Raw genomic sequence first — 22,296 nt, 5'->3', positions numbered from 1 at the left:
AATGAACCGTGAGTGATCTCGATTCATCATTCTGTCACGGTCCTGGTAGCCGGTTTCCTTCTTTTGCCAGCCCGGGTCGACACCCGGGCCGAGAGAGGGAGGGCCCAAGGGATGCGCCTGCTGTACCTGCTCAACGTCTCCAACTCCAGCCAGCTGACTGCCGACTCCGGCTACACCTTCGCCGACATGCTCACCCCGGCCCTGGCCGACGCCGGGGTCGAGGTCACCGTGGCCGCTCCCGTCCCGGCCGGCGACGACCGCGTGCAGTTCGTGCGGACCGCCTCGCCGTCGACCAAGTACCGGGCCCGCTTCAACCCGGGCGTGGGGGCCCTGGTGCGGCTGTTCAGCCGCCAGCAGCCCGAAGTGGTCGTGGCCAACCAGATCGAGGCCGCCCCCGCGATCCGCGCCGCGCTCCTGGAAGCGGGAGTGGACGCGCTGATCGCCGGCTACTGCCACTACCTGCCGTTCTCCTTCACCGACACCGGTCAGCTGGAGCTGGACCCCGCGATGGACGACGGCGGGCTCGGCCGCAGCGTGCTCCTGGCCTTCTCCGCTGGCCTCGCCGCCTGCGACCGCGTCCTGGTCCACTCCGGCACGGCCGCCTCGTGGACCGCCGCCGTCGCTAACCGCACAGGTGTCGAACTCACCGAGAAGTTGCACGTGGTGCCCGCCCCCAGGGATGTGCGCTTGGTGCGCGAGTCGGCCGACTTCACCGCCCCCGTGGGCGCCGCTGTCGGCATCTACAACCACCGCCTGTATGCCCACTACGGCACCGCCCGCTTCACCCGGCTCGCCCGCCACCTCGTCGCCAAGGCCCCGGTACGGCTCACCGTGATGGACCTGTTCGGCACCCGCAGCGCCGAGCGCGTCCGCCTGGACCCCAGCCCCGAGCGGCACCTGGAGGAACTCGCCGCCGTTGACGGCGTCGACATCGCCTCCGACCGCGGCGACCGCATCCGCTACCGCAACCTGCTCGCCGGAGCCCACTTCGGCATCGCACCCTTCCGGCCCGGCTGCCCCTGGTCCATGTCGGTGATCGACTGCCAGGCGATGGGCCTGCCCGTGATCGGCCCGCGCACCGGCTGGCTGGCCGAGCACCTCGATCCCGAGCTGCTCTTCGACGACGACGACCAGGCGGCCCTGATCGCCGAGCGCCTCGCCACCGACCCCGAGTTCTACCTGCTGCACGCCGAGCGTGCGTACGTCTCCACCACCGACCTCACGCCCGACGCGGTTGCCGCCCGCTACCTGGAGGCGATCAAGTGACCGGCTTCGACGCGGTCCAGCTCTCCTACGACGAGCCGCTGGCCGACTCCCTGCACACCCGCCTGGCCCGAGTACTGGGCGGCAGCGTCAAGCGCCTGCACGGGGTGCGCGGGATGCGCCGCGCCTACCGCCTCACCGCCGAGCTGGTCGACACCGACCAGTTCTTCCTCGCCGACGGCGACTTCGCGATCGACCCCGAGTTCCTCACCAGCTCGGTGGAGCCGCTGGCCGCGGGGGTGTCGATGCGGGTCTGGCGGGCCGTGAACCCGGTCAACGGCCTGACCTACGGCTATGGCGGACTCAAGCTCATCCGCACCAGCGCGCTGCAGGAGATGGGCCAGGCCGTCGACGTGCTCGCCGCGCTGCCCGGCCGGGTCGAGTTCAGCCAGCACACCGCCGGGATCACGCTGTTCAACCAGACCCCGTTCCACGCCTGGAAGGCGGGCTTCCGCGAGTGCTCGATGCTCGCGCGCGGCAGCGAGTACGGCATGACCGATGCCTCCGCCCAGGAACGCATCGACGCCTGGAAGGCCGGCAAGGACGGCGACTTCGCCGACTATGCGTCCGTCGGCGCCCGCGACGGGATCGAGTTCGCCCGGACCGCGGCCCGCGACCCCGAGCGCTTCGAGGCGCTCAACGACCCGTCGTGGCTGCACCGGCACTTCATCACGCTGCACGGCGAACAGGCGGTCGCCGGATGAGCAACCGCCCCGGCCCGCTGGTCCTGATCGAGCCGAACGCCCATCGAGGCGGCGGGCACCACCAGCGCACACTGGCCGCGCTTGCCGCCGCTCGCCCGGGTGCCGTGGTCATCACCCCGCAGGGGATCGCAGACGGGCTCGGTCCGCTGCTGCGGGCCGGCTCCTGCATCGCCGCCGGACCGGTGGGTACGGCGGCGAAGGCCCTGATGGCCGGAGCCCGAACGGCGGCATACGTGTCGACCGCCGGCAAGCGGGCCTTCGGCTCGCGACGCTGGCCGGTGGCGCTGCGTCGCTTGCCACACCAGGTCACCCTGATCGCACGGTGCCTGACCGAAGCCGCCTGCCTTCGCACCGCCCGCCGCCTCGCCCCTCAGCCGGCGGCCGTGGTGATCCTGAGCGCGAGCGAAGCCCTGCACGGCATGGCCGCCCTGCTCGGCGGCACCCCACACCTGCGGTTCATCCACGAACTGGTCACCACCGAAGACTCGCCGGTCCGTCTGCTGGGTCGGCTCGCCCGGCGGAGCGAGAAGCACGTGGTCGCCCTCTATCCGACCACCGCCGTCCGCGACCGGCTCTCCCCGGTCTTTCCCCACCTCGCAGGCCGGGTTCAGGCGTTCGCGGTCGACGACGGTCGGCCCCTCACCGCCGCCGAGCGCGACGGTGCCCGCGCCGCCTTCACCATCCCCGCCTCGGCGACGGCGGTTTGCGTGGTCGGCGGCTGGTGGCCCTACAAGGACATCGCCACCATCGATGCCGCCCTGGCCCGCCTCACCAAGCCGCTACACGTCCTGGTCTGCGGCACTCCGCTGGACGACGCGGTACTCGAACGCTGGCACCGCCTGCCCCGTGTGCGGGTCCACACGGTGCCCGGCCCGGTCGGCGAGGACATCCTCCGGTTGGTCTATGCCGCCGCCGATGCCGCCGTGGTGGCCCGGTGTCCCGGCACCGGCAAGGAATCCGGCCTGGTCATGGACGCCGCCCGGCTCGATGTCCCGCTGATCGTCTCCGACCACGACCCGGACCTGACCGAGCGGCTGGTCGGGCAGCCCTGGGCCCAGGTGTTTCCGGCCGGCGACCCGGGTGCCCTGGCCGCGGCGCTCGACGCTCTGACGGACGGGCCGCCGGAGCGGCCGGGGCCGAAGGCACCCACGGCGCTGGACATGCTGCCGGCAGCCGAGCAGGCCGCCTACCTCATCGACACCTACACCGACCTGATCAAGGAGTACCGATGACGCCCGCCGCCCCCGCGCTGGTCGCCGTGATCGGCCCGGTCGAACCGGTCCTGCTGACCGCCTGGACCGCTCACTACCGCCGACTCGGCATCGATCGCTTCCACCTCGCCTTCCACTTCGCCGAGCACGTCCCCGACGCCTGGCGTCGCCAGTTGCTGGGCACCGCCCGGGAACTCGACCTGCCCACCGGCCAGGTCAGCACCGGGCCGTGGCACGAGCACACCAACACCGAACTGCGCGACGCTCTGCGCCGGCAGGCCGGCCCCGGCTGGCACCTGCTCGCCGACTCCGACGAGTTCCACACCTACCCGGCCACGCTCAGCGACGTGGCGGCGGAGGCCGAGGAGAACGGTCGGGCGGTCGTGGGCGGGCTGATGCTCGACCGCGTCAGCGCGGACGGCCGACTCGCCCTCTGGCGGCCCGAGAGCGGGCTTGACCGTGCCTTCCCGCTCGGTGGGCACCTCACCCACCGCCTCCTGCAGGGCGACCCTCGCAAGATCGTCCTCGCGCTCTCCGATGTCACGGTCGCCTCCGGCAACCACCGTGCCCCCGGCCGCAGGCCCGACTCGCACACGCTCGCGTGCGTCCACCACTTCAAGTGGCGCGCCGGCGTCCTGGACGACCTGCGCCGCCGTGTCGACCGCTTCACGTCCGGCGCCTGGACAGAGCACACCCACGCCGTCAGGACTGAGGCCACCCGCCTGCTGCAGCACATCGACCGCCACCATGGCCGCATCGACGTCTCCGACCCTCGCCTGGCCTTCCGCCACGTCACCCTCGACCGCCTGCCCGACGACTGGGCCGCCGAAGCCGCCCAGATCCACGCCGCCTGGCGCCCGCCCCGTCAGAGCCAGCCCGGCTCCACGATCTCCTCGCCCTCGTCCTGAGGCGCCTCGAACCGCGCGAAGAAGTCGTCCAGAGCCTCAGGGGTCACGATCAGCGCGTTCGCGTCCCCTCGCTGGTTGCGCTCGGCCAGCCTGCGCAGCAGCTCGTCCCGATCGACGGGGAAGTACAGCAGCCGCCACCGACCGCCGGCCGACTCCACCAGCTCCTTCATCGCGTCGCGGTCCTTCCGCTGCCACAGTCCGTGGTCCCACACGACGTCCCGGCCCTCGGAGACCAGCTCGACCAGCCGGGAGTGCAGCTCGGCGACTACCGGGGCCTCCTTCTCGAAGTAGGTGTTCTCCGGATAGTCGATCCCATACCGGCCGTGCCGCTCGTGGACGGCCTCGTCTACCGACAGCCGCACCGCACCCCGCGGCTCCAGCTCCCGCTGGGCGTAGGTCGTCTTCCCCGAACCGGTGAGCCCCACCAGCAGGAACACCACCGGACCACTCTCGGCCACCGACAACTCCCCTCACCGCCACCAGCGTTCACCGGCAAGTCTGCCACCGCGGCCGGCTCCGGGAACCGCGTTCCGTACCCTCCGCCACCTGAAGGAGTACACGCGTGCCCGCCTCCGCCCTCGCCCGTCTGCTGCGGGCCTACGTCCGCCACGCGCCCGGAACTGTCGGCAAGGCCCAGCTCGTCGACCGTTTCCTCGACGACCACCTGCGAACCCGTCCCCTCCACACCGCTGCCCGGTTGCGCTCGGGTGACCTGGTCACCGTCACCACCAGCGACGTCATCCAGCGCTACCAGTACCTCTTCGGCGAGTGGGAGCCGAACCTGAGCGCCTTCCTGCGCGACCGCCTGCGGCCCGGGGACACCTTCGTCGACGTCGGGGCCCACCGTGGCGCGTTCAGCCTCCTGGCCTCCCACGCAGTCGGACCGACCGGCCGAGTCGTCGCCATCGAGCCCACCCCGCAGTTCCATGACGACCTCACCAGCGCGGCCACCGCCAACCACCGGGCCAACATCCGTACCGTCCGCGCCGCCGCCTCCGACCTCACCGGCACGCTGACCCTCTACCTGGAGGACCCGGCCAACCTCGGTCACACCACCGCCATCCGGCCCCGCCACGTCCACACCACCTTCCACGTGCCAGCCGCACCGCTCACCGAACTCCTCCGCCAGGCCGAACTCGACACCGCCCGAGTCATCAAGATCGACGTCGAGGGCGCCGAGGCGGCGGCGGTCAGGGGACTGCTGCCCGCGCTGCCGCACCTGCGCGAGGACGTCGAGCTGGTCGTGGAAGTCACCCCCAAGCTCCTGGCCAAGCAGGGCGAGAGCGCCGCCGGCATCATCGACGCCCTGCTCGAGCACGGCTTCCACCCGTACACGCTCACCAACGACTACGACCCGGCCACCTACCCCCAGGCCGTGCGCCGACCGCAGCCGCCTGTCCGGTGCACCGAGACCCCGGAGCAGATGACCGACCTGGTCTTCTCCCACACCGACGCCGACCGGCTCACGCTCGGGCGCTGAGCACCCACGCCGCCCTAGCTGCGGAGCCAGTCTCAGCCACCCGCCCGGACCACCGGAATCCTCCGGCACTTCAACAAGGAGTGGGCACCGTGACCACCACCAGCGTGATGAACAGCCGCAACGCGGTCAGCGTGATCGTCCACGACCAGGACACCGACACGATCGCCGCCGTGCTCTACGCCGCCCGCAACTGGTCCCCCCAGCCGGCCTGGACCGTCCCCGGTGGCAAGGTCGAGCCCGGTGAAGCCCTGGACGAGGCCGCCGCCCGCGAGCTCAAGGAGGAGACCGGCCTGCTCGTCGACCCGGCCGAGTACTCGTCCATGTCATCCACGTCGAGCAGGGCTTTGACCAGGCCGGGCAGTTCGTCCTCTTCGTCTTCGCCACCGACAGGTGGACCGGCGAACTGACCAACACCGAGCCGGACAAGCACCTGGCCGCCCGGTGGGTCGCGGCGGATCGCTTCCCCGAGGCCGCGTTCCCGACCTCCGTGCAGGCACTGGCCGCCTACCACGATGGAGGCCCCTCTTTCTCCCGTTACGGATGGTCGGTCGCCACGGTGTGAGGGGGCGACGTTGGTTGGGCATCCTCCCGCTCGGAAGCTGCCACCGGGTGGGAGGATGCGGGCTCCCGTATGGCGGCCGGCTGCGTTGCCTTCGCACCCCTGGGCGAGGGCCGCTGCTCCTCCAAGGGGAGCGGGCGGGGTAAGGACTCCTTGCCCCACAACTTGCTCCGCCTTGGCGGTGCCGGGGTATGCATCGCTTATCCCACAACTTGCTCCGGCTCCAGACGGCCTGACAGAGGCTTGGACGATGAGGCGTCCACGCCGGTGCGTACACGCGAGCCCCCTTCTAGAGGGGGGCTCGCGCGTGAACGCTGGGTCGGGTGGACGGCGTGTACGACTTCGTGATCGCTCTACCTGCGGTTTCTGCGCTCTGCGTGGACGATGTGAGCGGTTGTCGCCACGCTTGTTGCGAGATGGCTGCGTGGACGGCCCCGTGAACGGGACCACGTCCCGCCACTGCCGCCTGGGATGGTTGGTGATCCGCACGCTGACCGGCGGCAAAGGCTGTGACCGGTGCGGCCGCCTGAGCCGGTTGCCACGGTTCGCAGGGGCGCTGACCGATGCGGTCACTCCGGTCAGCGCGGTCAGTGGGAGTGACCGACTGACCGACCCGCCGGTCACTGTCCCCGGTCACCTCGGCGACCGCCGCAAGGTCAGGAGGCGGCGGTGATGTGCCGCGCAGACGGGCGGTACCTGGCCTGCTGGCCGCCTCCGACACCACCCGCGGTGCCCTCGCTCTTGACCGCCAGTCCGCTCTTGACCAGGCGGTCCAGGTGGCGGCGGGCCTTCTCGATGTCGGCGCGGTCAGGGTTGGCCTCGCCGGTCAGGGCGGTCGCCAGGTCACGGGCGGTCAGGCCGTCCGTCGCGGCGCGAAGGAGGGTGACCGGGTCGAGGGTGGGTTCGACGTAGGTGGTTCCGCGCTGGTGGTCGTGGACGACCGGCAGCGGGCCGATCTCGCCGGTCACGGTCTTGAGGTGGTGAATGGTGACCGCCGGGTCGCCGGCCTCTCCGGCGATGAACAGGACGCTGCCCGCTCCCGCGGTCAGCCAGGTCGAGCCGTACACCCGGTCCAGGGTGGGGCGCTGGCCGCGTGGCGCGTCGGCGGTGGCCTTGCGCTGGTGGTGGAGCTCCATGATCTGGACGCCTGCGCGCAGGGCCCGCATGCGGGCGTTGTTGAAGGCGACGGCCAGGGAGTCGTCCACGAGGGTGCTGACCGCGTCCTTGAGGCTGTCGATGACGATGGTGTCGGCGCGGTGGGCGGCGGCGAGTTCGGCGAGGAGATCGGGTTCCTTGTCGAGGGTGGCGGGGAGCGGTCCCTGCCACACGGCGAGGCGGTCGCGCAGGTGGGCCTCGTCGGCAGGCAGGATGCGGCGGGCCATGGCGCGGGCGATCTGCTGGGGGCGGTCCATGGCGAGGTAGAGGACGCGTTCTCCCTCGGCCACGGGGAGATCGAGGACGGCGGCCTGGAGGCCGAGGCGGGCGAGGATGACCTGGTGGGCGATGGTGGTCTTGCCGACGCCTGGCGCGCCCACGATCATCAGGCTTTCGCCGGAGGCCCAGGCGGTCTGTTCGCGGGTGCCCCACAAGGGTTCCTTGTCCGCGCCGGTCTTGGTGACGAAATCCCAGCCGTTGACGATGTAGCGAGACAGGCGGCTGTTGCCGGAGGCCAGGGCGCGTTCGCGCTCGGCACGGATCTCGGCCTCGACGGTGGTACGGATCTCGTCCGGGTCGGCGCCCGGAGCCAGGGCATGCTGGACCGTGCGGATGCCGGTGGCGTGCAGGGTCCGCAGTTGGGCGTCGCGACGCACGATCTGAGCGTAGTAGTCGGCGTTGTCCGTCGAGGGCGGCGCGGCGGCGACCAGCGTGTGGAGGTAGGACGAGCCCCCGACGCGGGAGAGATCGCCCGCACGCTGCAGGTGGTCGGTGAGGGCGATGGGGTCGGTGGGCGCGTCCTCGGCGCGTAGGGCCAGGATCGCGCGCCAGATGGTCTCGTGGGCAGGCCGGTAGAAGTCGCCTGCGTCCAAAGTGCCGCGGACCTTCTCCACCGCCTGGTGGTTCAGCATGCAGGCGCCGAGGACCGCCTGTTCGGCGTCGACGTTGTGAGGCGGCTCTCCGGAGGTGGGGCCGACGTGAGCGTTCGACGCGTCGCCCCGTCGCCCGTCGTTGGATGACGGCTTTGACGGCGGGGCCGTAGGCTTGTCCACAGCGGTGTCCTCACTCGGAGGCGCTGGGCGGCTACCCGGTTCCTCCGTTGTCGACTGTTCCAGGGATGGGCGGTTTCGAGGTTCTGCTTCGGCCCTCGGCGTTCGTAGCGCCGGGGGCCTTTGTGTTGTCGCGATGCCGGGTGGCTGGCCCGGCTCGTCGATGCGGTTCGGCTTAGTTGCGTTTCGCTTTGCATCACGTTAACGTCGTGCTCGGCGCATTGCAAATGGGCTTAATGACGATGCATGGAGGGTTGATCGTGGCTGGTGCGGATCCGAGACGGCGACTGGAAGGGGAGGAGAACGTCGCCCAACGCATCAAGATGGAGCGCGAGGCGCGCGGGTGGAGTACTGCCACGCTCGCGGAGCGCCTGACCGAGGCCGGCTACCCGCTCAACCAGTCGGCGGTGTGGCGCATCGAGAGCGGTGAACCGCGTCGCAGGGTGAACCTGGACGAGGCCATCGGCTTCGCCAAGGTCTTCGACATCTCCCTGGACAACCTGGTCGGGCCACCCGAGATCGCTGCCAACGCCCACGTGAAGCGGTTGCTGGCGGAGTTCGCCGAGAGCTGGCAGAAGTCCGTCACCGCTCGCAAGGAGATGAATCGCGCCCGTGACGCGCTCGATGCCTACGGCGCAGCCCACCCGAACCTTGCCGAACTCATCAGCGCGATGATCACCCAGGTCGTGGCTGACGAGGCTGGTGACGACCACCACTCGCCGAGCCTTCCGCCCGGCTCGCCCGACGCCTAGGGTCTCGCTGACCCAGGAGCCGCGACGTAGCCCGTCGCCCTCAACGGCGGCCTTGGCCACTTGAGGGTGCCTGCTACGTTGCCGAGTCCGCACGTCACTCCTGCCGCTGATCCGATGAGGACCAGATCATGCTGGACGTTCGGTGGTTTGGTGCGGCCGTAATCAACCGCTAACGTCCCCTCCCGCCGGTCCGACCACGGGCTTTGCCCGCCCGTGGAGCCTCGACCCGTCATGCCTTCCGCAACCCCTCGGTGCTACGAACGCCGGGGTCACAACGCGGGCCCATACAACCGATTCGCCCATCCCTGGAACACCGACAACGGCGGCGCATAGCCGAAAGCGCCGCCGGGATAGGACACCCATGCCCGAAACATCGTTGGAGCTTGCCCGGGTGGCCCGCGCTCTCGGCACTACCGAGCGCGTCCTCCTCCGCCTGATCGCAGATCAGGGCGGTGGTACAGCCGACCCGACGCTCGTCGCCCTCACCGTCGAGGAAGCCGCCCGCCGTCTCGGCGTCGGCCGGACGACCATGTACGCCCTGGTCGCCTCCGGCGAAGTTCCGTCCGTGACGATCGGCCGCCTCCGCCGAGTGCCCGCCGAGGCGCTCAAGGAGTACGTGGCCGCCCGCACGGCCGCCGCCGCTTCGAACGTCGCCCTTGCGGCCTGAGGGGGCGCAGATGGCGAAGACCCGCAAGCCCAACGGCGACTCCTCGATCTACGAGGGCAGTGACGGCCGCTGGCACGGCCGTGTCACGGTTGGCGTCAAGGACGACGGCACCCCCGACCGCCGCCACGTCAGCGCCAAGACCCGCCCCGAGGTCACGGCCAAGGTCCGCAAGCTGGAGAAGCTGCGCGACAACGGCACCGTGCCCAAGGCCGGCCAGAAGTGGACGGTCGGCAAGTGGCTGACCCACTGGATCACCGAGATCGTGCCCGGCACTGTCGGCGAGAACACGTACGCCGGATACGAGGTCGCTGTCCGCGTGCACCTCGTCCCCGGCCTCGGCGCGCACCGCCTGGAGAAGCTGGAGCCCGAGCACCTGGAGCGCTTCTACAAGAAGATGCAGGCCGCTGGCAGCGCCGCCGGTACCGCCCACCAGGCGCATCGCACCATCCGTGTCGCCCTCGGCGAGGCTCTGCGGCGCGATCACCTCACCCGCAACGTGGCCACGATCGCCAAGGCCCCGAAGCTCGAAGAGGAGGAGGTCGAGCCGTTCGAGATCGAGGAGGTCCAGGCGCTCATGGACACGGCGCGCAAGCGCCGCAACTCCGCCCGCTGGATCTTCGCGCTCGCCCTCGGCCTGCGCCAGGGCGAGGTGCTCGGGCTCCAGTGGAAGGACGTCGACTTCAAGCGCGGTGTCGCATGGGTCAAGCGCGGTCGGCTGCGGCCCAAGTACCGGCACGGCTGTGGCGACCGCTGCGGGCGCAAGCCCGGCTTCTGTCCGCAGAAGGAGCCGATCCGCCGCGAGACCAAGGACACCAAGTCCCGGGCCGGGCGACGCGCGGTGCCGCTGCCCGAGCAGCTCGTCGTGATCCTCCGGCAGCACAAGGAGGAGCAGGACCGCGAGCGGGCCCTCGCGCGCGACCTCTGGACGGACAAGGGCTACGTCTTCACCTCGGAGACCGGCGAGCCGCTCAACCCCAGCACCGACTACCACCACTGGAAGCGGCTCCTGCGCGAGGCCGGCATCCGTGACGGCCGCCTCCATGACGCCCGCCACACCGCCTCGACCGTCCTGCTCCTGCTCGGCGTGCCGGAGCGGATCGTCATGGCGATCATGGGCTGGTCCTCGACCTCGATGGCCCAGCGCTACCAGCACGTCACCGAGCCGATGCTGAACGACGTCGGCAAGAAGATCGGCGCGGCTCTGTGGGGCGACGTCGGATCTGGCCCAGAGGACCCCGCCGAAGACGCGGCCTGAGCGAGCGTCGGCTCAGATCGCCTGATGCCCGAGGGCCCGACCGCATCGCAGTCGGGCCCTCGGCGCGCGTGAACGGCGGCGTCCTGGTCAGCCGACGCTGGGGCTGCGACCTTCAACGAGGATGACGTCCCGCCAGGTGCCGTGGTGGCGGCCGATGCGTTCGCGAGTGATGGTCGGCCCCGAGACGGCGAACTCCGTCCCGATCTCGCATGCACACCTCGCCGGGCCTGTGCCTATGCCGCCCCCGGTGGCCGCTCGGCCTGTTACCGGGATCTCGCCGACGCCGAGACTGCGCTCTCCAGTGAGAGCACCTCCCCTGCGCCCGGCTGGTGCGCCCTACCAACGGCTCGGAGGCGTTCCCAAGCTGCTGGAACGCCTCCGAGTGGTAACCAGTGGAACTCGATCGTGCTGTTGCTCAGAACGGCGTGCTTCCCCGCCGTCCGAGCCCGAGCTGCCCGCTCGATGTGCACCAGCGGCAGCTCGGACCCTGACGAGGAATCTGAAGATCGCGCTGGCGCGTTCGAGGTCGGTGGATGACCGAGGCGTGGTCACCCTCCTCGTCGTGGAGGCCGGCCACCGAGAGTACGAAGTGGTTGACCCCCTCCGCGGCCGCGAGCGTGTTCAGGGTGATCACGCTCGGTGCGGGGACCCCGGGGATGTACTGTGCTGCCTCGCGTTCCTCAGTGGGGTGCATGTCGATGGCCAAGCGGGTCGGATCGACGAGCCGGTTGCACCACAGGCATCCCGAGCCGGGCAGCACGAAGCGAGTGGCGGTGTGGATCTGTCCCACCTCCCCCTGAGGGGTCAGCGGAACCTTGACTCCGACCTGGGTGGCCGGGACGAGGTACTGCTGAACGGCGGCGTTCACCCAATGGCGGGCAGCGTCACCGTCGGCGGCTAGGAAGATCCAGTCGCAGCGAACGAGCTCCTCGAGCGACTCCGGACGCTCCACACGCTGGGCGATCTGGGTCAGGCGGACGTCCGGGTTGGCGCGCCGGGCGTTGCGCGCGGCGAGCTCGGTCTTGAGCCGCCCGATGTCCCCGAGCTCAGAAGCCACGAGCCGGGGAAGGTTCGTCTTCTCAACGGCCTCGTCGTCGATCAGTACGAGCTCACCCACGCCCAGCCGGGCGAGTTCCTCGACGAGGATGCTGCCGACACCACCGAGCCCTACGACGGCAACGCGCAACCGACGGAGCGTCTCCTGGCCCAAGTCGCCGAGGAGGCGTGCCTGGCGGTCGTGCAGGGAATCCGGGCGCTCTTCCGTGGCTGGCTGGGAGCGCAGCCGCAGCAGGTTCCCGGTCGGGACGATCGTCTCTGCTAGCTCTTCCCGGCGGCCGTCGGGCAGCCAGAGATCTCCGGCTGCGGCATGGTCGGTGAGTACGAGCGCTCCAATCACCTGGCCGCTGATCTGGCCAAGGCTTGGGTAGCCGCGCTCGTGGCTGGCCAGGTCGATCTCGGAGAAGCCCACGTGGTCGCGTCCGAGGTGGGCGTGAACAGCGATGTACGCCAGTCCCTCGTCCCGGGCCCTGATCACCGCGTCGCGGACGAAGGTCGGGGCGAGAGCCCGGTGGCCGAACTCGCCGGGGACGTAGTCCGTGCCCTCGTCGGCGAGGATCAGCTCGCGGGCGAGTAGCCGGGGTCCGCGCGGCCCGTCGGCGAGGCCAGCGAGAAGGACAGCGCCGCGGGCGGCGGACCCCAGGACGTGATCAGACAGACGATCCCAGATCTTGGGCGGGATGGTGAGGCTCCAGCCCATGGCGGGCGGGTTCACTGGTCGGCGAGCCACTTGCGAATCCTCTCGGCCTTGAGTGCGGCGCTGTCGATGTTCGGGTCGCGGCGGTTCGAGCGCCTGGAGATCTGCAGGGCCGTCCTGTCCTGCCACGTGACGGACTGGATGGCCTGCCCGTGGGCTCCGCCGTCTGTTCGAGCGAGCGGACCGACGTAGTGCGGGTAGACATCGGCGTCCGGGTACGCCGCGCTGATCTGGAAGCCAAGCCAGGTGGTCGACGGCACGTAGGCCGCTCCGATCTCGACCTGCTCCACGATGACGTAGACCCCGCCGGAGCCGTCCGGGACCACCTCGACCGGATGACCGGCGAAGTGGGCTCGGACGGCTTCGACGGCTTCGGCGATTGCCGGAGTCGGGGAGGTCACGAGTTGTCGTCCGGCGGTACGGCGAGGAACTCCTGGTGGGTGTGGACGCGGATCGGCTCATCGTCGTCCACGACCTCGTACCGGCCATGGCTGCGCTTGACCGAGAGCTGGAAGCCCACGTCGATCGGCAGGCCCTGCGAGATCGCGGCCTGCTTGATCTCCAGGCCGGTCACCTCGCGGTCCGGCAGCGTTACGTCCTGGTTGTTGACCTTCACGGTGACGCTGACGTGCCGGTGGGGGTCCGTCTTGGTGGTCGTGTCGATGGGGGTTTCCATCGGGCACCTCTTTCCGATCTTGATGGTGTCGTTCCTGGAACTGCTCGGGCACCCGGCATGAACGTGTCGAGATACCGTCACTGTTTGAGATATCGAACATCTCTTGAGGATCAAGGTAAGCCGTGGTGTTCGAGATGTCAAACACTGGTAGAAAGGAGGTAGGGAAACAGAGACCGAGGAGGAGGGCGATGGCCCGGACGAAGGTGAACGTGGCTGCCCTCTACGCGGCGCTGGACGCCGCAAGGGCGTCGAGGGACCTTTCGTGGAGGCAACTGGCTGTTCAGGTGGGCGTCAGCCCGTCGACCATGACGCGGTTGGCCAATGGCAACCGTCCGGACGTGGACGCGTTTGCCGCGCTGGTGAGCTGGCTCGGCGAGCCGGCCGAGAGCTTCATGGTGGACGAGGGCGTCCGGCCGGGTGAAGTACCCGAAGAACCTGAGCTTCTTGTGCAGCTTGCTCCGCTACTGCGAGCTCGCTCCGACTTGGGCGAGGCAGATGTGAAGCACTTGGAAGAGCTGATCGGTGCGGCCGTGCGTCGGTTTGCCGCCGACCGAGAGTCTGGTTCGAGGTGAGGCGTGGGGCAGCGGTGGACGAAGAAGGCGCTGGAAGACCTGGCTCTGGAAGAGCGGGCCCGCATCCAGGTCGGGCTTCATCAGTCCATCGATCTCGCTCGCCTCGCGGATGAGTACGGCATTCCGGTCTACCCGCTGAGCGAGCTCGGCGGCTCGGGCTGCCCGGCGGAGACTCTGGAGTACTTTGCCAGCGAGCGTGCGGGCACCTGGTCTGCGGCTCTGGTTCCGGTAGGTACAGCGCGCTTCATCGTCGAGAACAGCTCGCACAATCCGCAGCGTCGCCGGTCGAACGTCGCGCACGAGATGGCACACCTTCTGCTGGAGCACGAGTTCAGCAGTGTCGTGTTCACTGACGGGGGGTGCCGGAGCCTGGACCCGGTCGTGAAGACGCAGGAGGCGCAGGCCCTCGCGCTGTCGGGCGAACTTCTGGTTCCTATGAAGGCTGCCATCGAGGTGGCCTTCAGGGGCTGGACCGACGAGCAGGTGGCGACGCGGTTCGATGTGAGCATCGAGTTCGCGCGTATGCGCATGAACGCGTCCGGTGCGCGGACGATCGTGTCGCGTGCCCGGGCCAAGCAACGCCGCTTCGGAGCGGGGTAGCAGGCGGCGGCCCGGCCACGGGGGTCCAAAAATCGGAACTGAGACCAAAACTGAGACCAGGGCACGAAGAAGGCCCCGACCGGGAACCCGGTCGGGGCCTTCAACTGCCTTGCTAGGCAGAGGCGGAGGATACGAGATTCGAACTCGTGAGGGGTTGCCCCCAACACGCTTTCCAAGCGTGCGCCCTAGGCCTCTAGGCGAATCCTCCGAGAGGAAGCTTAGTACATGTTTCGGGGTGGTCGCGACCACCTGTCCCGAAGGTCGGAGGGTGGGGGTGGCCTGTGGATCGTCGGGGCCGGGATCCGGTAGTGTGGGGGTCAGCCCCTCGTGTGGCGTCATCTCTCTGAACCCCCCCAGGGCCGGAAGGCAGCAAGGGTAAGAGGGCTCTGGCGGGTGCACGGGGGGTCTTTGCGTTCCCGGGCCCGGGTGAGGGCCGGGTGAGGGGTGAGCGGCGACGCGTTTGTCGGTCCGTCCCGATATCGTCGGGGGTGTGTCCCTAGCCCTGTACCGCCGCTACCGCCCCGAGACCTTCGCGGAGGTCATCGGGCAGGAGCACGTGACCGCTCCGCTCCAGCAGGCCCTGCGCAACAACAGGGTCAACCACGCGTACCTGTTCAGCGGGCCGCGTGGCTGTGGCAAGACGACGAGCGCACGCATCCTGGCCCGTTGCCTCAACTGTGAGCAGGGGCCGACGCCGACGCCCTGCGGGGAGTGCCAGTCCTGCCGGGACCTCGCGACCGGCGGGCCCGGGTCGATCGACGTGATCGAGATCGACGCCGCCTCGCACGGTGGTGTGGACGACGCGCGCGAGCTGCGCGAGCGGGCGTTCTTCGCGCCGGTGCACAGCCGGTACAAGATCTTCATCCTGGACGAGGCGCACATGGTGACCTCGGCCGGCTTCAACGCGCTGCTCAAGGTGGTCGAGGAGCCGCCGGAGCACCTCAAGTTCATCTTCGCGACCACCGAGCCGGAGAAGGTGATCGGGACGATCCGGTCCCGGACGCACCACTACCCGTTCCGGCTGGTCCCGCCCGGCACGCTGCGCGACTACCTGGCGGAGGTGTGCGGCCGGGAGGGGATCCAGGTCGAGGACACCGTGTTCCCGCTGGTGGTGCGGGCGGGCGCCGGGTCGGTGCGTGACTCGATGTCGGTCATGGACCAGCTGCTGGCCGGGGCCGGCGAGGGCGGCGTCACGTACCAGATGGCCACGGCGCTGCTCGGGTACACCGACTCCGCGCTGCTGGACGAGGTGGTGGACGCCTTCGCCGCGCACGACGGGGCGACGGTGTTCCAGGTGATCGACCGGGTGGTCGAGGGCGGGCACGACCCGCGCCGCTTCGTCACCGACCTGCTGGAGCGGCTGCGCGACCTGGTGATCCTGGCCACCGTGCCGGACGCGGGGGAGAAGGGGCTGATCGACGCCCCGGCCGACCGGGTCGCGGTGATGCAGGCGCAGGCGGACGCGTTCGGCGCGGCCGAGCTGAGCCGGGCCGCCGACATCGTCAACACCGGGCTGACCGAGATGCGCGGCAACGCGGCGCCCCGGCTGCAGCTGGAGCTGATCTGCGCCCGGGTGATGCTGCCGGGCGCGTACAGCGACGAGCTGTCGTTGCAGGCGCGGCTGGACAAGCTGGAGCGGCGGGCGGCGACGGGCGGGTTCGCCGCGCCGATGGCGGCTCCGGTGGGCATGCCGATGGCGGCGCCGCAGGCTGCGGCGGTTCCTGCAGCTTCGGTGGCTCCGGCGGCTCCGATGGCGGTCGCGCCGGTGGCCGAGGTGCCGGTGGCACCCGCGCCGATGCCGGCCGCGCAGCCCGTGCAGGCTCCGCCGCCCGCCGCCGCCCCCGCCGGGCCGGCGCCGGGTGCCTGGCCGATCCCCCGTAGCTTCCCGCCCGCCGGTGGCGCCCCCGCCGGGGCTCCCGCGGTGCCCCCCGCGGCGCAGCCGCAGGCGGCTCCGGCCCCCGTCCAGGCGGCTCCCGCCGCCGTGCCCGCGCCGGCCCCCGCCCCGGCGGCGGCTCCCGGCGGGCAGCCTTCGGCGTCCGCGCAGCAGGGCGCCGCGCAGGTGCGGCAGCTGTGGCCGCAGATCCTGGAGGCGGTGAAGAACCGCCGCCGCTTCACCTGGATCCTGCTCAGCCAGAACGGCCAGGTGGCCGGGTTCGACGGCAGCGTGCTCCAGGTGTCCTTCATCAACGCCGGCGCCCGGGACAGCTTCGTCGGCAGCAACAGCGACGACGTGCTGCGCGCCGCGCTGGCCGACTCGCTGGGCGTGGACTGGCGGATCGAGTGCATCGTCGACCCGTCCGGCGGTGCCGGCGGCCCGGGTGCCGGTGCGCCGGGCGGCGGTGTCCAGGTCGGCGGTGCCCAGGGCGGCGGGGGCTGGGGAGCCCCGGCGCGTCCGGCGGCCTCCGCGCCTTCGATGCCCGCCCACGCCCCCGCCCCGGCGCCCGTACAGGCTCCGCCGGTCCAGGCCGCGCCGGCGCCCGTCCACGCGCCGCCCGTGCAGCCCGCGCCGGTGCAGGCCCCGCCGCCCGCGGCCGCGTCGGCCCGTCCGGTGCAGTCGGTGGCCCCGGAGGACGACATCCCGGAGGCGGACGACCCGGACCTCAAGGAGGACGTGTTCTCCGGCCAGGAGCTGATCATCCGCGAGCTGGGGGCGACGGTGCTGGAGGAGATCCACCACCAGGGTTCCTGAGCCGTCCCCGGGGCCGCCCCGAGCCGTCCCCGGACCGGGCCCCGGACCGGTCCCCGGCTCGGGGCCCGGAGCGGCGGGCAGCACGTAGGCTCGGCGGTGACGAAACGAAGCACCGCAAGACAGCCGTGACAGCAAGGAGACAGCCGTGTTCCCCGGTGGTGGCCAGCCCAACATGCAGCAGCTGCTGAAGCAGGCGCAGAAGATGCAGCAGGATTTCGCGAAGGCCCAGCAGGAGCTGGCCGAGACGAAGGTGAACGGTTCGGCGGGCGGTGGCCTGGTCGAGGCGACGGTGACCGGTGCCGGTGAGCTGGTGGCGCTGACCATCGCGCCGGCGGCCGTGGACCCGGAGGACACCGAGACGCTGGCCGATCTGATCCTGGCGGCCGTCCGGGACGCCAACCAGACCGCGCAGAAGATGCAGGCCGAGCGCATGGGCCCGCTGACCCAGGGCCTGGGCGGCGGCATCCCCGGCCTGCCGTTCTAACGTCGGCCCCACGTTCCAGCAGGTCTGAAGTTCAGACGACAGACCCATGTGATTTATGTGGGAGTCGGGCGTCGGGCGCTGTGTCCGACGCCCGATTCGTTGGATGATGGCACCGGAGCACCACCGGCCATCCGGCCACCATCCGGCCGTCACCGGCCACCAGCGGCCAGCACAGGCCATCCGGCCACCAGCGGTCATCCGGCCGTCACCGGCCGAACAGCACCACCGACCACCCGAGGGAAGGCGCGACGTTGTACGAGGGTGTGGTTCAGGACCTGATCGACGAACTGGGCAGGCTGCCCGGCGTCGGGCCCAAGAGCGCCCAGCGGATCGCCTTCCACGTGCTGCAGGCCGACCCGACCGACGTTCGCCGGCTGGCGCACGCGCTGCTGGAGGTCAAGGACAAGGTCCGCTTCTGCGCGGTCTGCGGCAACGTCGCGGAGGCCGAGCAGTGCCGGGTCTGCCTGGACCCGCGCCGCGACCTCGCCGTCATCTGCGTGGTCGAGGAGCCCAAGGACGTCGTCGCCATCGAGCGCACCCGTGAGTTCCGCGGCCGCTACCACGTGCTGGGCGGCGCGATCAGCCCCATCGAGGGCGTCGGCCCGGACGACCTGCGCATCCGCGAGCTGCTGTCGCGCCTCGCGGACGGCACGGTCACCGAGCTGATCCTGGCCACCGACCCCAACCTGGAGGGGGAGGCGACCGCCACCTACCTGGCCCGGCTCTGCAAGCCGATGGGCCTGAAGGTGACCCGTCTGGCGAGCGGCCTGCCCGTCGGCGGGGATCTGGAGTACGCGGACGAGGTCACCCTCGGCCGCGCCTTCGAAGGGAGACGACTGCTCGATGTCTGACCGGACGATCAACCAGCAGCCCCACACCCCCCACCAGCAGTCCCACGGGGAACCGGGGGCGCAAGCCCCGCACATCCACGGTCACGGCTCGGAGCCGGACGACTTCGCGGTACAGATCGCCGACTCGGTGGAGAGCTTCGTGCTCGCCGTCACCGAGGTCGCCAAGGGCGACGAGCCCGGCAGCGCGGTCTCGCTGCTGCTCCTGGAGGTCTCGCAGCTGCTGCTGGCCGGCGGCCGGCTGGGTGCGATCGAGGACGTCGTCCCGGAGGACCGCTTCGAGCCCGATGCCGGTCCCGAGCCGGACGGCGAGCAGCTGCGCGAGCGCCTCGCCGAGCTGCTCGCGCCGATCGACGTCTACCACGAGGTCTTCGACCCGTACGGCCCGCCGGAGAAGCCCAACGCCTTCCGGATCTCGGACGACCTGGCCGGCGTGGTCAGCGAGCTCCAGCACGGCCTGACCCACTACCGCGAGGGCCGGATCAGCGAGGCGCTGTGGTGGTGGCAGTTCTCGTACCTCTCCAACTGGGGCACGACCTGCACGGCGGTGCTGCGGGCCCTGCAGTCGCTGATCGCCCACGTCCGGCTGGACAGTCCGATCGGCGCGGTGCCGGACGGCGCGGACACGGACGACGACGGGCTCACCGACGAGCAGCTGGAGCAGCAGGCGGGCGACCTGATGGCGGCCGAGCTCGGGCTCGGGCGCTAGGAGGCTCGGGCACTAGAAGGCTCGGGCGTCAGGAGGCCTGCGGCGCGCGGCTCACGGCGTGCGGTACGCGGTATTCCGCGACGACCCCCTGGGATTGTGACGAATGCCTCAGCGGGCCGGCCGGAAAAGAAATCCGGCCGGATCGCCGTCCCCCGATCCGCCGATTCTTCGGAGCCGTACCGAATCGCCCGAAGACCTGGCGGCGGAGCCGCCCGTACCGCCGTTCACGTGCTGAAACTACCGTCTCACCATATGGAAAGCGCCGGTCGGAGCACCCCTGCTCGGTAGACTGACGACGACCGCACCCCCCTCTTCCCAGGGGGGTACGGGGGCCCGTAGCCCCCGGAAAAGACTTCGAGTCGAGGAGCGCACGTGGGCCTTGTCGTGCAGAAGTACGGCGGCTCATCCGTTGCCGATGCCGAAGGCATCAAGCGCGTGGCCCGCCGAATCGTTGACGCCAAGAAGGCCGGCCATGAGGTCGTCGTCGTGGTGTCCGCGATGGGCGACACGACGGACGAGCTCATCGAACTCGCGGAGCAGGTGTCGCCGCTGCCTGCCGGCCGTGAGTTCGACATGCTGCTGACCGCGGGAGAGCGCATCTCCATGGCGCTGCTGGCCATGGCGATCAAATCCCTGGGGCACGAGGCGCAGTCCTTCACGGGCAGCCAGGCCGGTGTGATCACCGACTCCGTCCACAACAAGGCGCGCATCATCGACGTGACGCCCGGCCGCATCCGCACCGCCCTGGACGAGGGCAACATCGCGATCGTGGCCGGCTTCCAGGGCGTCTCCCAGACCAGCAAGGACATCACCACGCTGGGCCGGGGCGGCTCGGACACCACCGCCGTGGCGCTCGCCGCCGCGCTCAAGGCCGAGGTCTGCGAGATCTACACCGACGTGGACGGCGTGTTCACCGCCGACCCGCGCGTGGTGAAGAAGGCCCGCAAGATCGACTGGATCGCCTACGAGGACATGCTGGAGCTGGCCTCGTCGGGTTCCAAGGTGCTGCTCGACCGGTGCGTCGAGTACGCCCGTCGCTACAACATCCCGATTCACGTACGCTCGTCCTTCTCGGGTCTTCCCGGGACGATCGTCAGCAACGACAACCCGAACAAGCCCGAAGGGGGCGAGATGGAGCAGGCCATCATCTCCGGAGTCGCCCACGACACCTCCGAGGCCAAGGTCACCGTCGTCGGCGTGCCCGACAAGCCCGGTGAGGCGGCGCGCATCTTCCGCGCCATCGCCGACGCCGAGGTCAACATCGACATGGTGGTGCAGAACGTCTCCGCCGCGTCGACCGGCCTGACCGACATCTCCTTCACCCTGCCCAAGACCGAGGGCCAGAAGGCCATCGACGCGCTGGGACGGGTCAAGGACGGCATCGGCTACGAGTCGCTGCGCTACGACGACGCGATCGGCAAGATCTCGCTGGTCGGCGCCGGCATGCGCTCCAACCCGGGCGTCACGGCGACCTTCTTCGAGGCGCTGTCCGCCGCGGGCGTCAACATCGAGCTGATCTCCACCTCGGAGATCCGCATCTCGGTGGTCACCCGCGCCGACGACGTGCCGGAGGCGGTCCGCGCCGTGCACACGGCCTTCGGCCTGGACAGCGAGAGCGACGAGGCCGTCGTCTACGGCGGCACCGGGCGATGACCCGCACGCGGAGCGGGGGCGCCGGGCCGAACCGGGACGCCTGGCTCCGCGGGGACGCCGGGTCGAACCGGGTCAGCGGGGCGAACCGGGGCACCGGGTCCTTCCGGGGTGCCGGGCGATGACCCGGCGCCCGAACCTCGCCGTCGTCGGCGCCACCGGCGCGGTCGGCGAGGTGCTGCTCGGGCTGCTCTCCCTCCGCCAGGACGTCTGGGGCGAGATCCGACTCGTCGCCTCCCCGCGCTCGGCCGGCCGCAAGGCGGTGGTGCGCGGGGAGACCGCCGAGGTCGTCCCGCTGGCCGAGGAGGCCTTCGCGGGCGTCGACGTGGCGGTGTTCGCCGTCCCCGACCCGGTCGCGGCGCAGTGGGCGCCGATCGCGGCGGCCAAGGGCGTCGTGGTGATCGACGACTCGACCGTCTTCCGCACCGCCGAGGACGTGCCGCTGGTCGTCCCCGAGGTCAACGCGGCCGCGCTGCGGATCCGCCCGCGCGGCATCGTCGCCAGCCCGGCCGGCACCACCCTCGCGATGATCGCCGCGGTCGGTGCGCTGCACGCCGAGTACGGGCTGGCGCAGCTCGTGGTCGCCTCCTACCAGGCCGCCGACGGCGAGGGCCGCGCCGGCGAGGCGGCGCTGCGCGCGCAGACCGGGCTGGTGGCGGGTACCGCCGTCGGCCGGCAGACCGGTGACCTGCGCGCGCTGATCATCGATCAGGGGCCGTTCGCCGCCCCGCTCGCGCTCAACGCGGTGCCCTGGACCGGCGGGCTGCGCGAGGGCGGCTGGTCCGCCGAGGAGATGGGCATCCGCGACGAGTCCCGCAAGGTCCTCGGCCTGCCCGCCCTGAAGGTCTCGGCGACCTGCGTCCACATCCCGGTCGTCCGCACCCACGCGCTGGCCGTGCACGCGCGCTTCGAACGCGAGGTCACCCAGGAGCACGCGCAGGACATCCTGCGGGACGCGCCCGGCGTGGTGCTCTACGACGACCCGGCGGCGGGCGAGTTCCCCACGCCGAACGACGTGGTCGGGACGGACCCGGTCTGGGTCGGGAGGGTTCGGCGGGCGCTGGACGAGCCGGACGCGCTGGACCTCTTCCTGTGCGGGGACAACCTGCGCAAGGGGGCGGCGCTCAACCTGGTGCAGCTGGCCGAGTTGGTGGCGGCGGAGCTGACGGCGGGTGAGCCGACGGACGCGGCGTCGGACGCGCCGTCGGGTGTGTCGTCGGTCGCAGAGTCGGACGCGCCGTCGGACGCGCCGTCGGATGTGTCGTCGGATGTGTCGGAGCAGCGGGAGCCCGAGGAGTAGGGCTTCGGGGGC

22 protein-coding genes, 1 tRNA gene and 1 other RNA gene are annotated in these 22,296 nt (G+C 70.9%); 18 read left to right on the top strand and 6 right to left on the bottom strand.

All coding sequences use genetic code 11. From position 1 onward, the window contains the following. The first annotated feature begins 111 nt into the window (after positions 1-111). Genes ACFWP2_RS32400 through ACFWP2_RS32385 form a run of 4 tightly spaced genes read left to right on the top strand, consistent with a single transcriptional unit; the run spans position 112 to position 4,086 of the window. A complete protein-coding gene (locus ACFWP2_RS32400; RefSeq protein ID WP_380458137.1) occupies positions 112-1,266 on the top strand; it encodes a glycosyltransferase family 4 protein in 1,155 nt (384 codons plus the stop codon). After that, positions 1,263-1,967 (top strand): hypothetical protein, encoded by a 705-nt coding sequence (locus ACFWP2_RS32395; protein WP_380458135.1) that lies wholly within the window; start codon positions 1,263-1,265, stop codon positions 1,965-1,967. Before ACFWP2_RS32400 ends, ACFWP2_RS32395 begins: the two co-directional genes overlap by 4 nt. Then, complete coding sequence (locus ACFWP2_RS32390; RefSeq protein WP_380458133.1) at positions 1,964-3,199, top strand: glycosyltransferase; 1,236 nt, start codon at positions 1,964-1,966, stop codon at positions 3,197-3,199. Before ACFWP2_RS32395 ends, ACFWP2_RS32390 begins: the two co-directional genes overlap by 4 nt. Beyond that, positions 3,196-4,086: a hypothetical protein gene (locus ACFWP2_RS32385; protein ID WP_380458131.1), complete on the top strand. Its 891-nt coding sequence runs from the start codon at positions 3,196-3,198 to the stop codon at positions 4,084-4,086. Before ACFWP2_RS32390 ends, ACFWP2_RS32385 begins: the two co-directional genes overlap by 4 nt. Here ACFWP2_RS32385 and ACFWP2_RS32380 read toward each other — a convergent pair. Beyond that, positions 4,044-4,544, bottom strand: a complete 501-nt coding sequence (locus ACFWP2_RS32380; RefSeq protein WP_380458129.1) for an AAA family ATPase — start codon at positions 4,542-4,544, stop codon at positions 4,044-4,046. The genes ACFWP2_RS32385 and ACFWP2_RS32380 overlap by 43 nt on opposite strands. A gap of 104 nt (positions 4,545-4,648) precedes the next feature. On the opposite strand from ACFWP2_RS32380, the gene ACFWP2_RS32375 reads away from it, so the two are divergent. Together ACFWP2_RS32375 and ACFWP2_RS32370 are read left to right on the top strand one after the other, a co-directional pair. Continuing rightward, complete coding sequence (locus ACFWP2_RS32375) at positions 4,649-5,566, top strand: FkbM family methyltransferase (RefSeq protein WP_380458127.1); 918 nt, start codon at positions 4,649-4,651, stop codon at positions 5,564-5,566. Positions 5,567-5,655: 89 nt separating this feature from the next. Beyond that, on the top strand, positions 5,656-5,973 hold the full coding sequence (locus tag ACFWP2_RS32370) for an NUDIX hydrolase (RefSeq protein WP_380458125.1): 318 nt from the start codon (positions 5,656-5,658) through the stop codon (positions 5,971-5,973). Positions 5,974-6,781: 808 nt separating this feature from the next. Here ACFWP2_RS32370 and ACFWP2_RS32365 read toward each other — a convergent pair. Then, positions 6,782-8,332, bottom strand: coding sequence for a DnaB-like helicase N-terminal domain-containing protein (locus ACFWP2_RS32365; protein ID WP_380458123.1), 1,551 nt, complete (start codon positions 8,330-8,332; stop codon positions 6,782-6,784). Between the two features lie 206 nt (positions 8,333-8,538). On the opposite strand from ACFWP2_RS32365, the gene ACFWP2_RS32360 reads away from it, so the two are divergent. The 3 genes from ACFWP2_RS32360 to ACFWP2_RS32350 all read left to right on the top strand — a co-directional run bounded on the left by ACFWP2_RS32360 (position 8,539) and on the right by ACFWP2_RS32350 (position 11,003). Continuing rightward, the gene (locus ACFWP2_RS32360) at positions 8,539-9,081 is read left to right on the top strand and encodes a helix-turn-helix domain-containing protein (RefSeq protein ID WP_380458120.1); all 543 of its coding nucleotides are present in this window, start codon (positions 8,539-8,541) and stop codon (positions 9,079-9,081) included. A gap of 361 nt (positions 9,082-9,442) precedes the next feature. Beyond that, positions 9,443-9,748, top strand: coding sequence for an excisionase family DNA-binding protein (locus ACFWP2_RS32355; protein ID WP_380458118.1), 306 nt, complete (start codon positions 9,443-9,445; stop codon positions 9,746-9,748). Between the two features lie 10 nt (positions 9,749-9,758). Then, the gene (locus tag ACFWP2_RS32350) at positions 9,759-11,003 is read left to right on the top strand and encodes a tyrosine-type recombinase/integrase (RefSeq protein WP_380458116.1); all 1,245 of its coding nucleotides are present in this window, start codon (positions 9,759-9,761) and stop codon (positions 11,001-11,003) included. A gap of 415 nt (positions 11,004-11,418) precedes the next feature. Here ACFWP2_RS32350 and ACFWP2_RS32345 read toward each other — a convergent pair whose 3' ends face one another. Genes ACFWP2_RS32345 through ACFWP2_RS32335 form a run of 3 tightly spaced genes read right to left on the bottom strand, consistent with a single transcriptional unit; the run spans position 11,419 to position 13,432 of the window. Then, entirely contained in the window at positions 11,419-12,759 is a 1,341-nt protein-coding gene (locus tag ACFWP2_RS32345; protein WP_380458114.1) for a ThiF family adenylyltransferase, read from the bottom strand. 11 nt (positions 12,760-12,770) lie between these two features. Further along, positions 12,771-13,157 (bottom strand): hypothetical protein, encoded by a 387-nt coding sequence (locus ACFWP2_RS32340; protein WP_031067563.1) that lies wholly within the window; start codon positions 13,155-13,157, stop codon positions 12,771-12,773. Next, complete coding sequence (locus ACFWP2_RS32335; RefSeq protein WP_380458112.1) at positions 13,154-13,432, bottom strand: multiubiquitin domain-containing protein; 279 nt, start codon at positions 13,430-13,432, stop codon at positions 13,154-13,156. The genes ACFWP2_RS32340 and ACFWP2_RS32335 overlap by 4 nt, the downstream gene beginning before the upstream one ends. 122 nt (positions 13,433-13,554) lie before the next feature. Between ACFWP2_RS32335 and ACFWP2_RS32330 the strand changes: the two genes are divergently transcribed. Next, a complete protein-coding gene (locus ACFWP2_RS32330) occupies positions 13,555-14,004 on the top strand; it encodes a helix-turn-helix domain-containing protein (protein WP_380458110.1) in 450 nt (149 codons plus the stop codon). 3 nt (positions 14,005-14,007) lie between these two features. Then, a complete protein-coding gene (locus tag ACFWP2_RS32325; RefSeq protein ID WP_380458108.1) occupies positions 14,008-14,604 on the top strand; it encodes an ImmA/IrrE family metallo-endopeptidase in 597 nt (198 codons plus the stop codon). A gap of 123 nt (positions 14,605-14,727) precedes the next feature. Here the strand turns inward: ACFWP2_RS32325 and ACFWP2_RS32320 are convergent. After that, positions 14,728-14,812: transfer RNA gene (locus tag ACFWP2_RS32320), tRNA-Ser, on the bottom strand. 111 nt (positions 14,813-14,923) lie between these two features. Here ACFWP2_RS32320 and ffs point away from each other — a divergent pair. The 7 genes from ffs (at position 14,924) to ACFWP2_RS32285 (ending at position 22,284) form a co-directional block, all read left to right on the top strand. Next, positions 14,924-15,014: signal recognition particle sRNA small type (gene ffs / locus ACFWP2_RS32315), an RNA gene on the top strand. Positions 15,015-15,094: 80 nt separating this feature from the next. Then, positions 15,095-17,293, top strand: coding sequence for a DNA polymerase III subunit gamma and tau (locus ACFWP2_RS32310; RefSeq protein WP_380458106.1), 2,199 nt, complete (start codon positions 15,095-15,097; stop codon positions 17,291-17,293). 145 nt (positions 17,294-17,438) lie between these two features. Continuing rightward, positions 17,439-17,777 (top strand): YbaB/EbfC family nucleoid-associated protein, encoded by a 339-nt coding sequence (locus ACFWP2_RS32305; protein WP_359905653.1) that lies wholly within the window; start codon positions 17,439-17,441, stop codon positions 17,775-17,777. A 251-nt stretch (positions 17,778-18,028) separates the two neighbouring features. Beyond that, on the top strand, positions 18,029-18,628 hold the full coding sequence (gene recR, locus ACFWP2_RS32300; protein ID WP_218198914.1) for a recombination mediator RecR: 600 nt from the start codon (positions 18,029-18,031) through the stop codon (positions 18,626-18,628). Further along, entirely contained in the window at positions 18,621-19,334 is a 714-nt protein-coding gene (locus ACFWP2_RS32295) for a DUF5063 domain-containing protein (protein ID WP_380458103.1), read from the top strand. The genes recR and ACFWP2_RS32295 overlap by 8 nt, the downstream gene beginning before the upstream one ends. Positions 19,335-19,706: 372 nt before the next feature. Beyond that, positions 19,707-20,987, top strand: a complete 1,281-nt coding sequence (locus ACFWP2_RS32290; RefSeq protein ID WP_380458101.1) for an aspartate kinase — start codon at positions 19,707-19,709, stop codon at positions 20,985-20,987. 118 nt (positions 20,988-21,105) lie between these two features. Continuing rightward, entirely contained in the window at positions 21,106-22,284 is a 1,179-nt protein-coding gene (locus ACFWP2_RS32285; protein WP_380458099.1) for an aspartate-semialdehyde dehydrogenase, read from the top strand. Positions 22,285-22,296: the final 12 nt, after the last annotated feature.

Origin of the sequence: Kitasatospora sp. NPDC058444, assembly GCF_042721415.1 — a bacterium.
Lineage (GTDB): Bacteria > Actinomycetota > Actinomycetes > Streptomycetales > Streptomycetaceae > Kitasatospora.
This window is presented reverse-complemented; position numbering and strand designations above follow the sequence as displayed.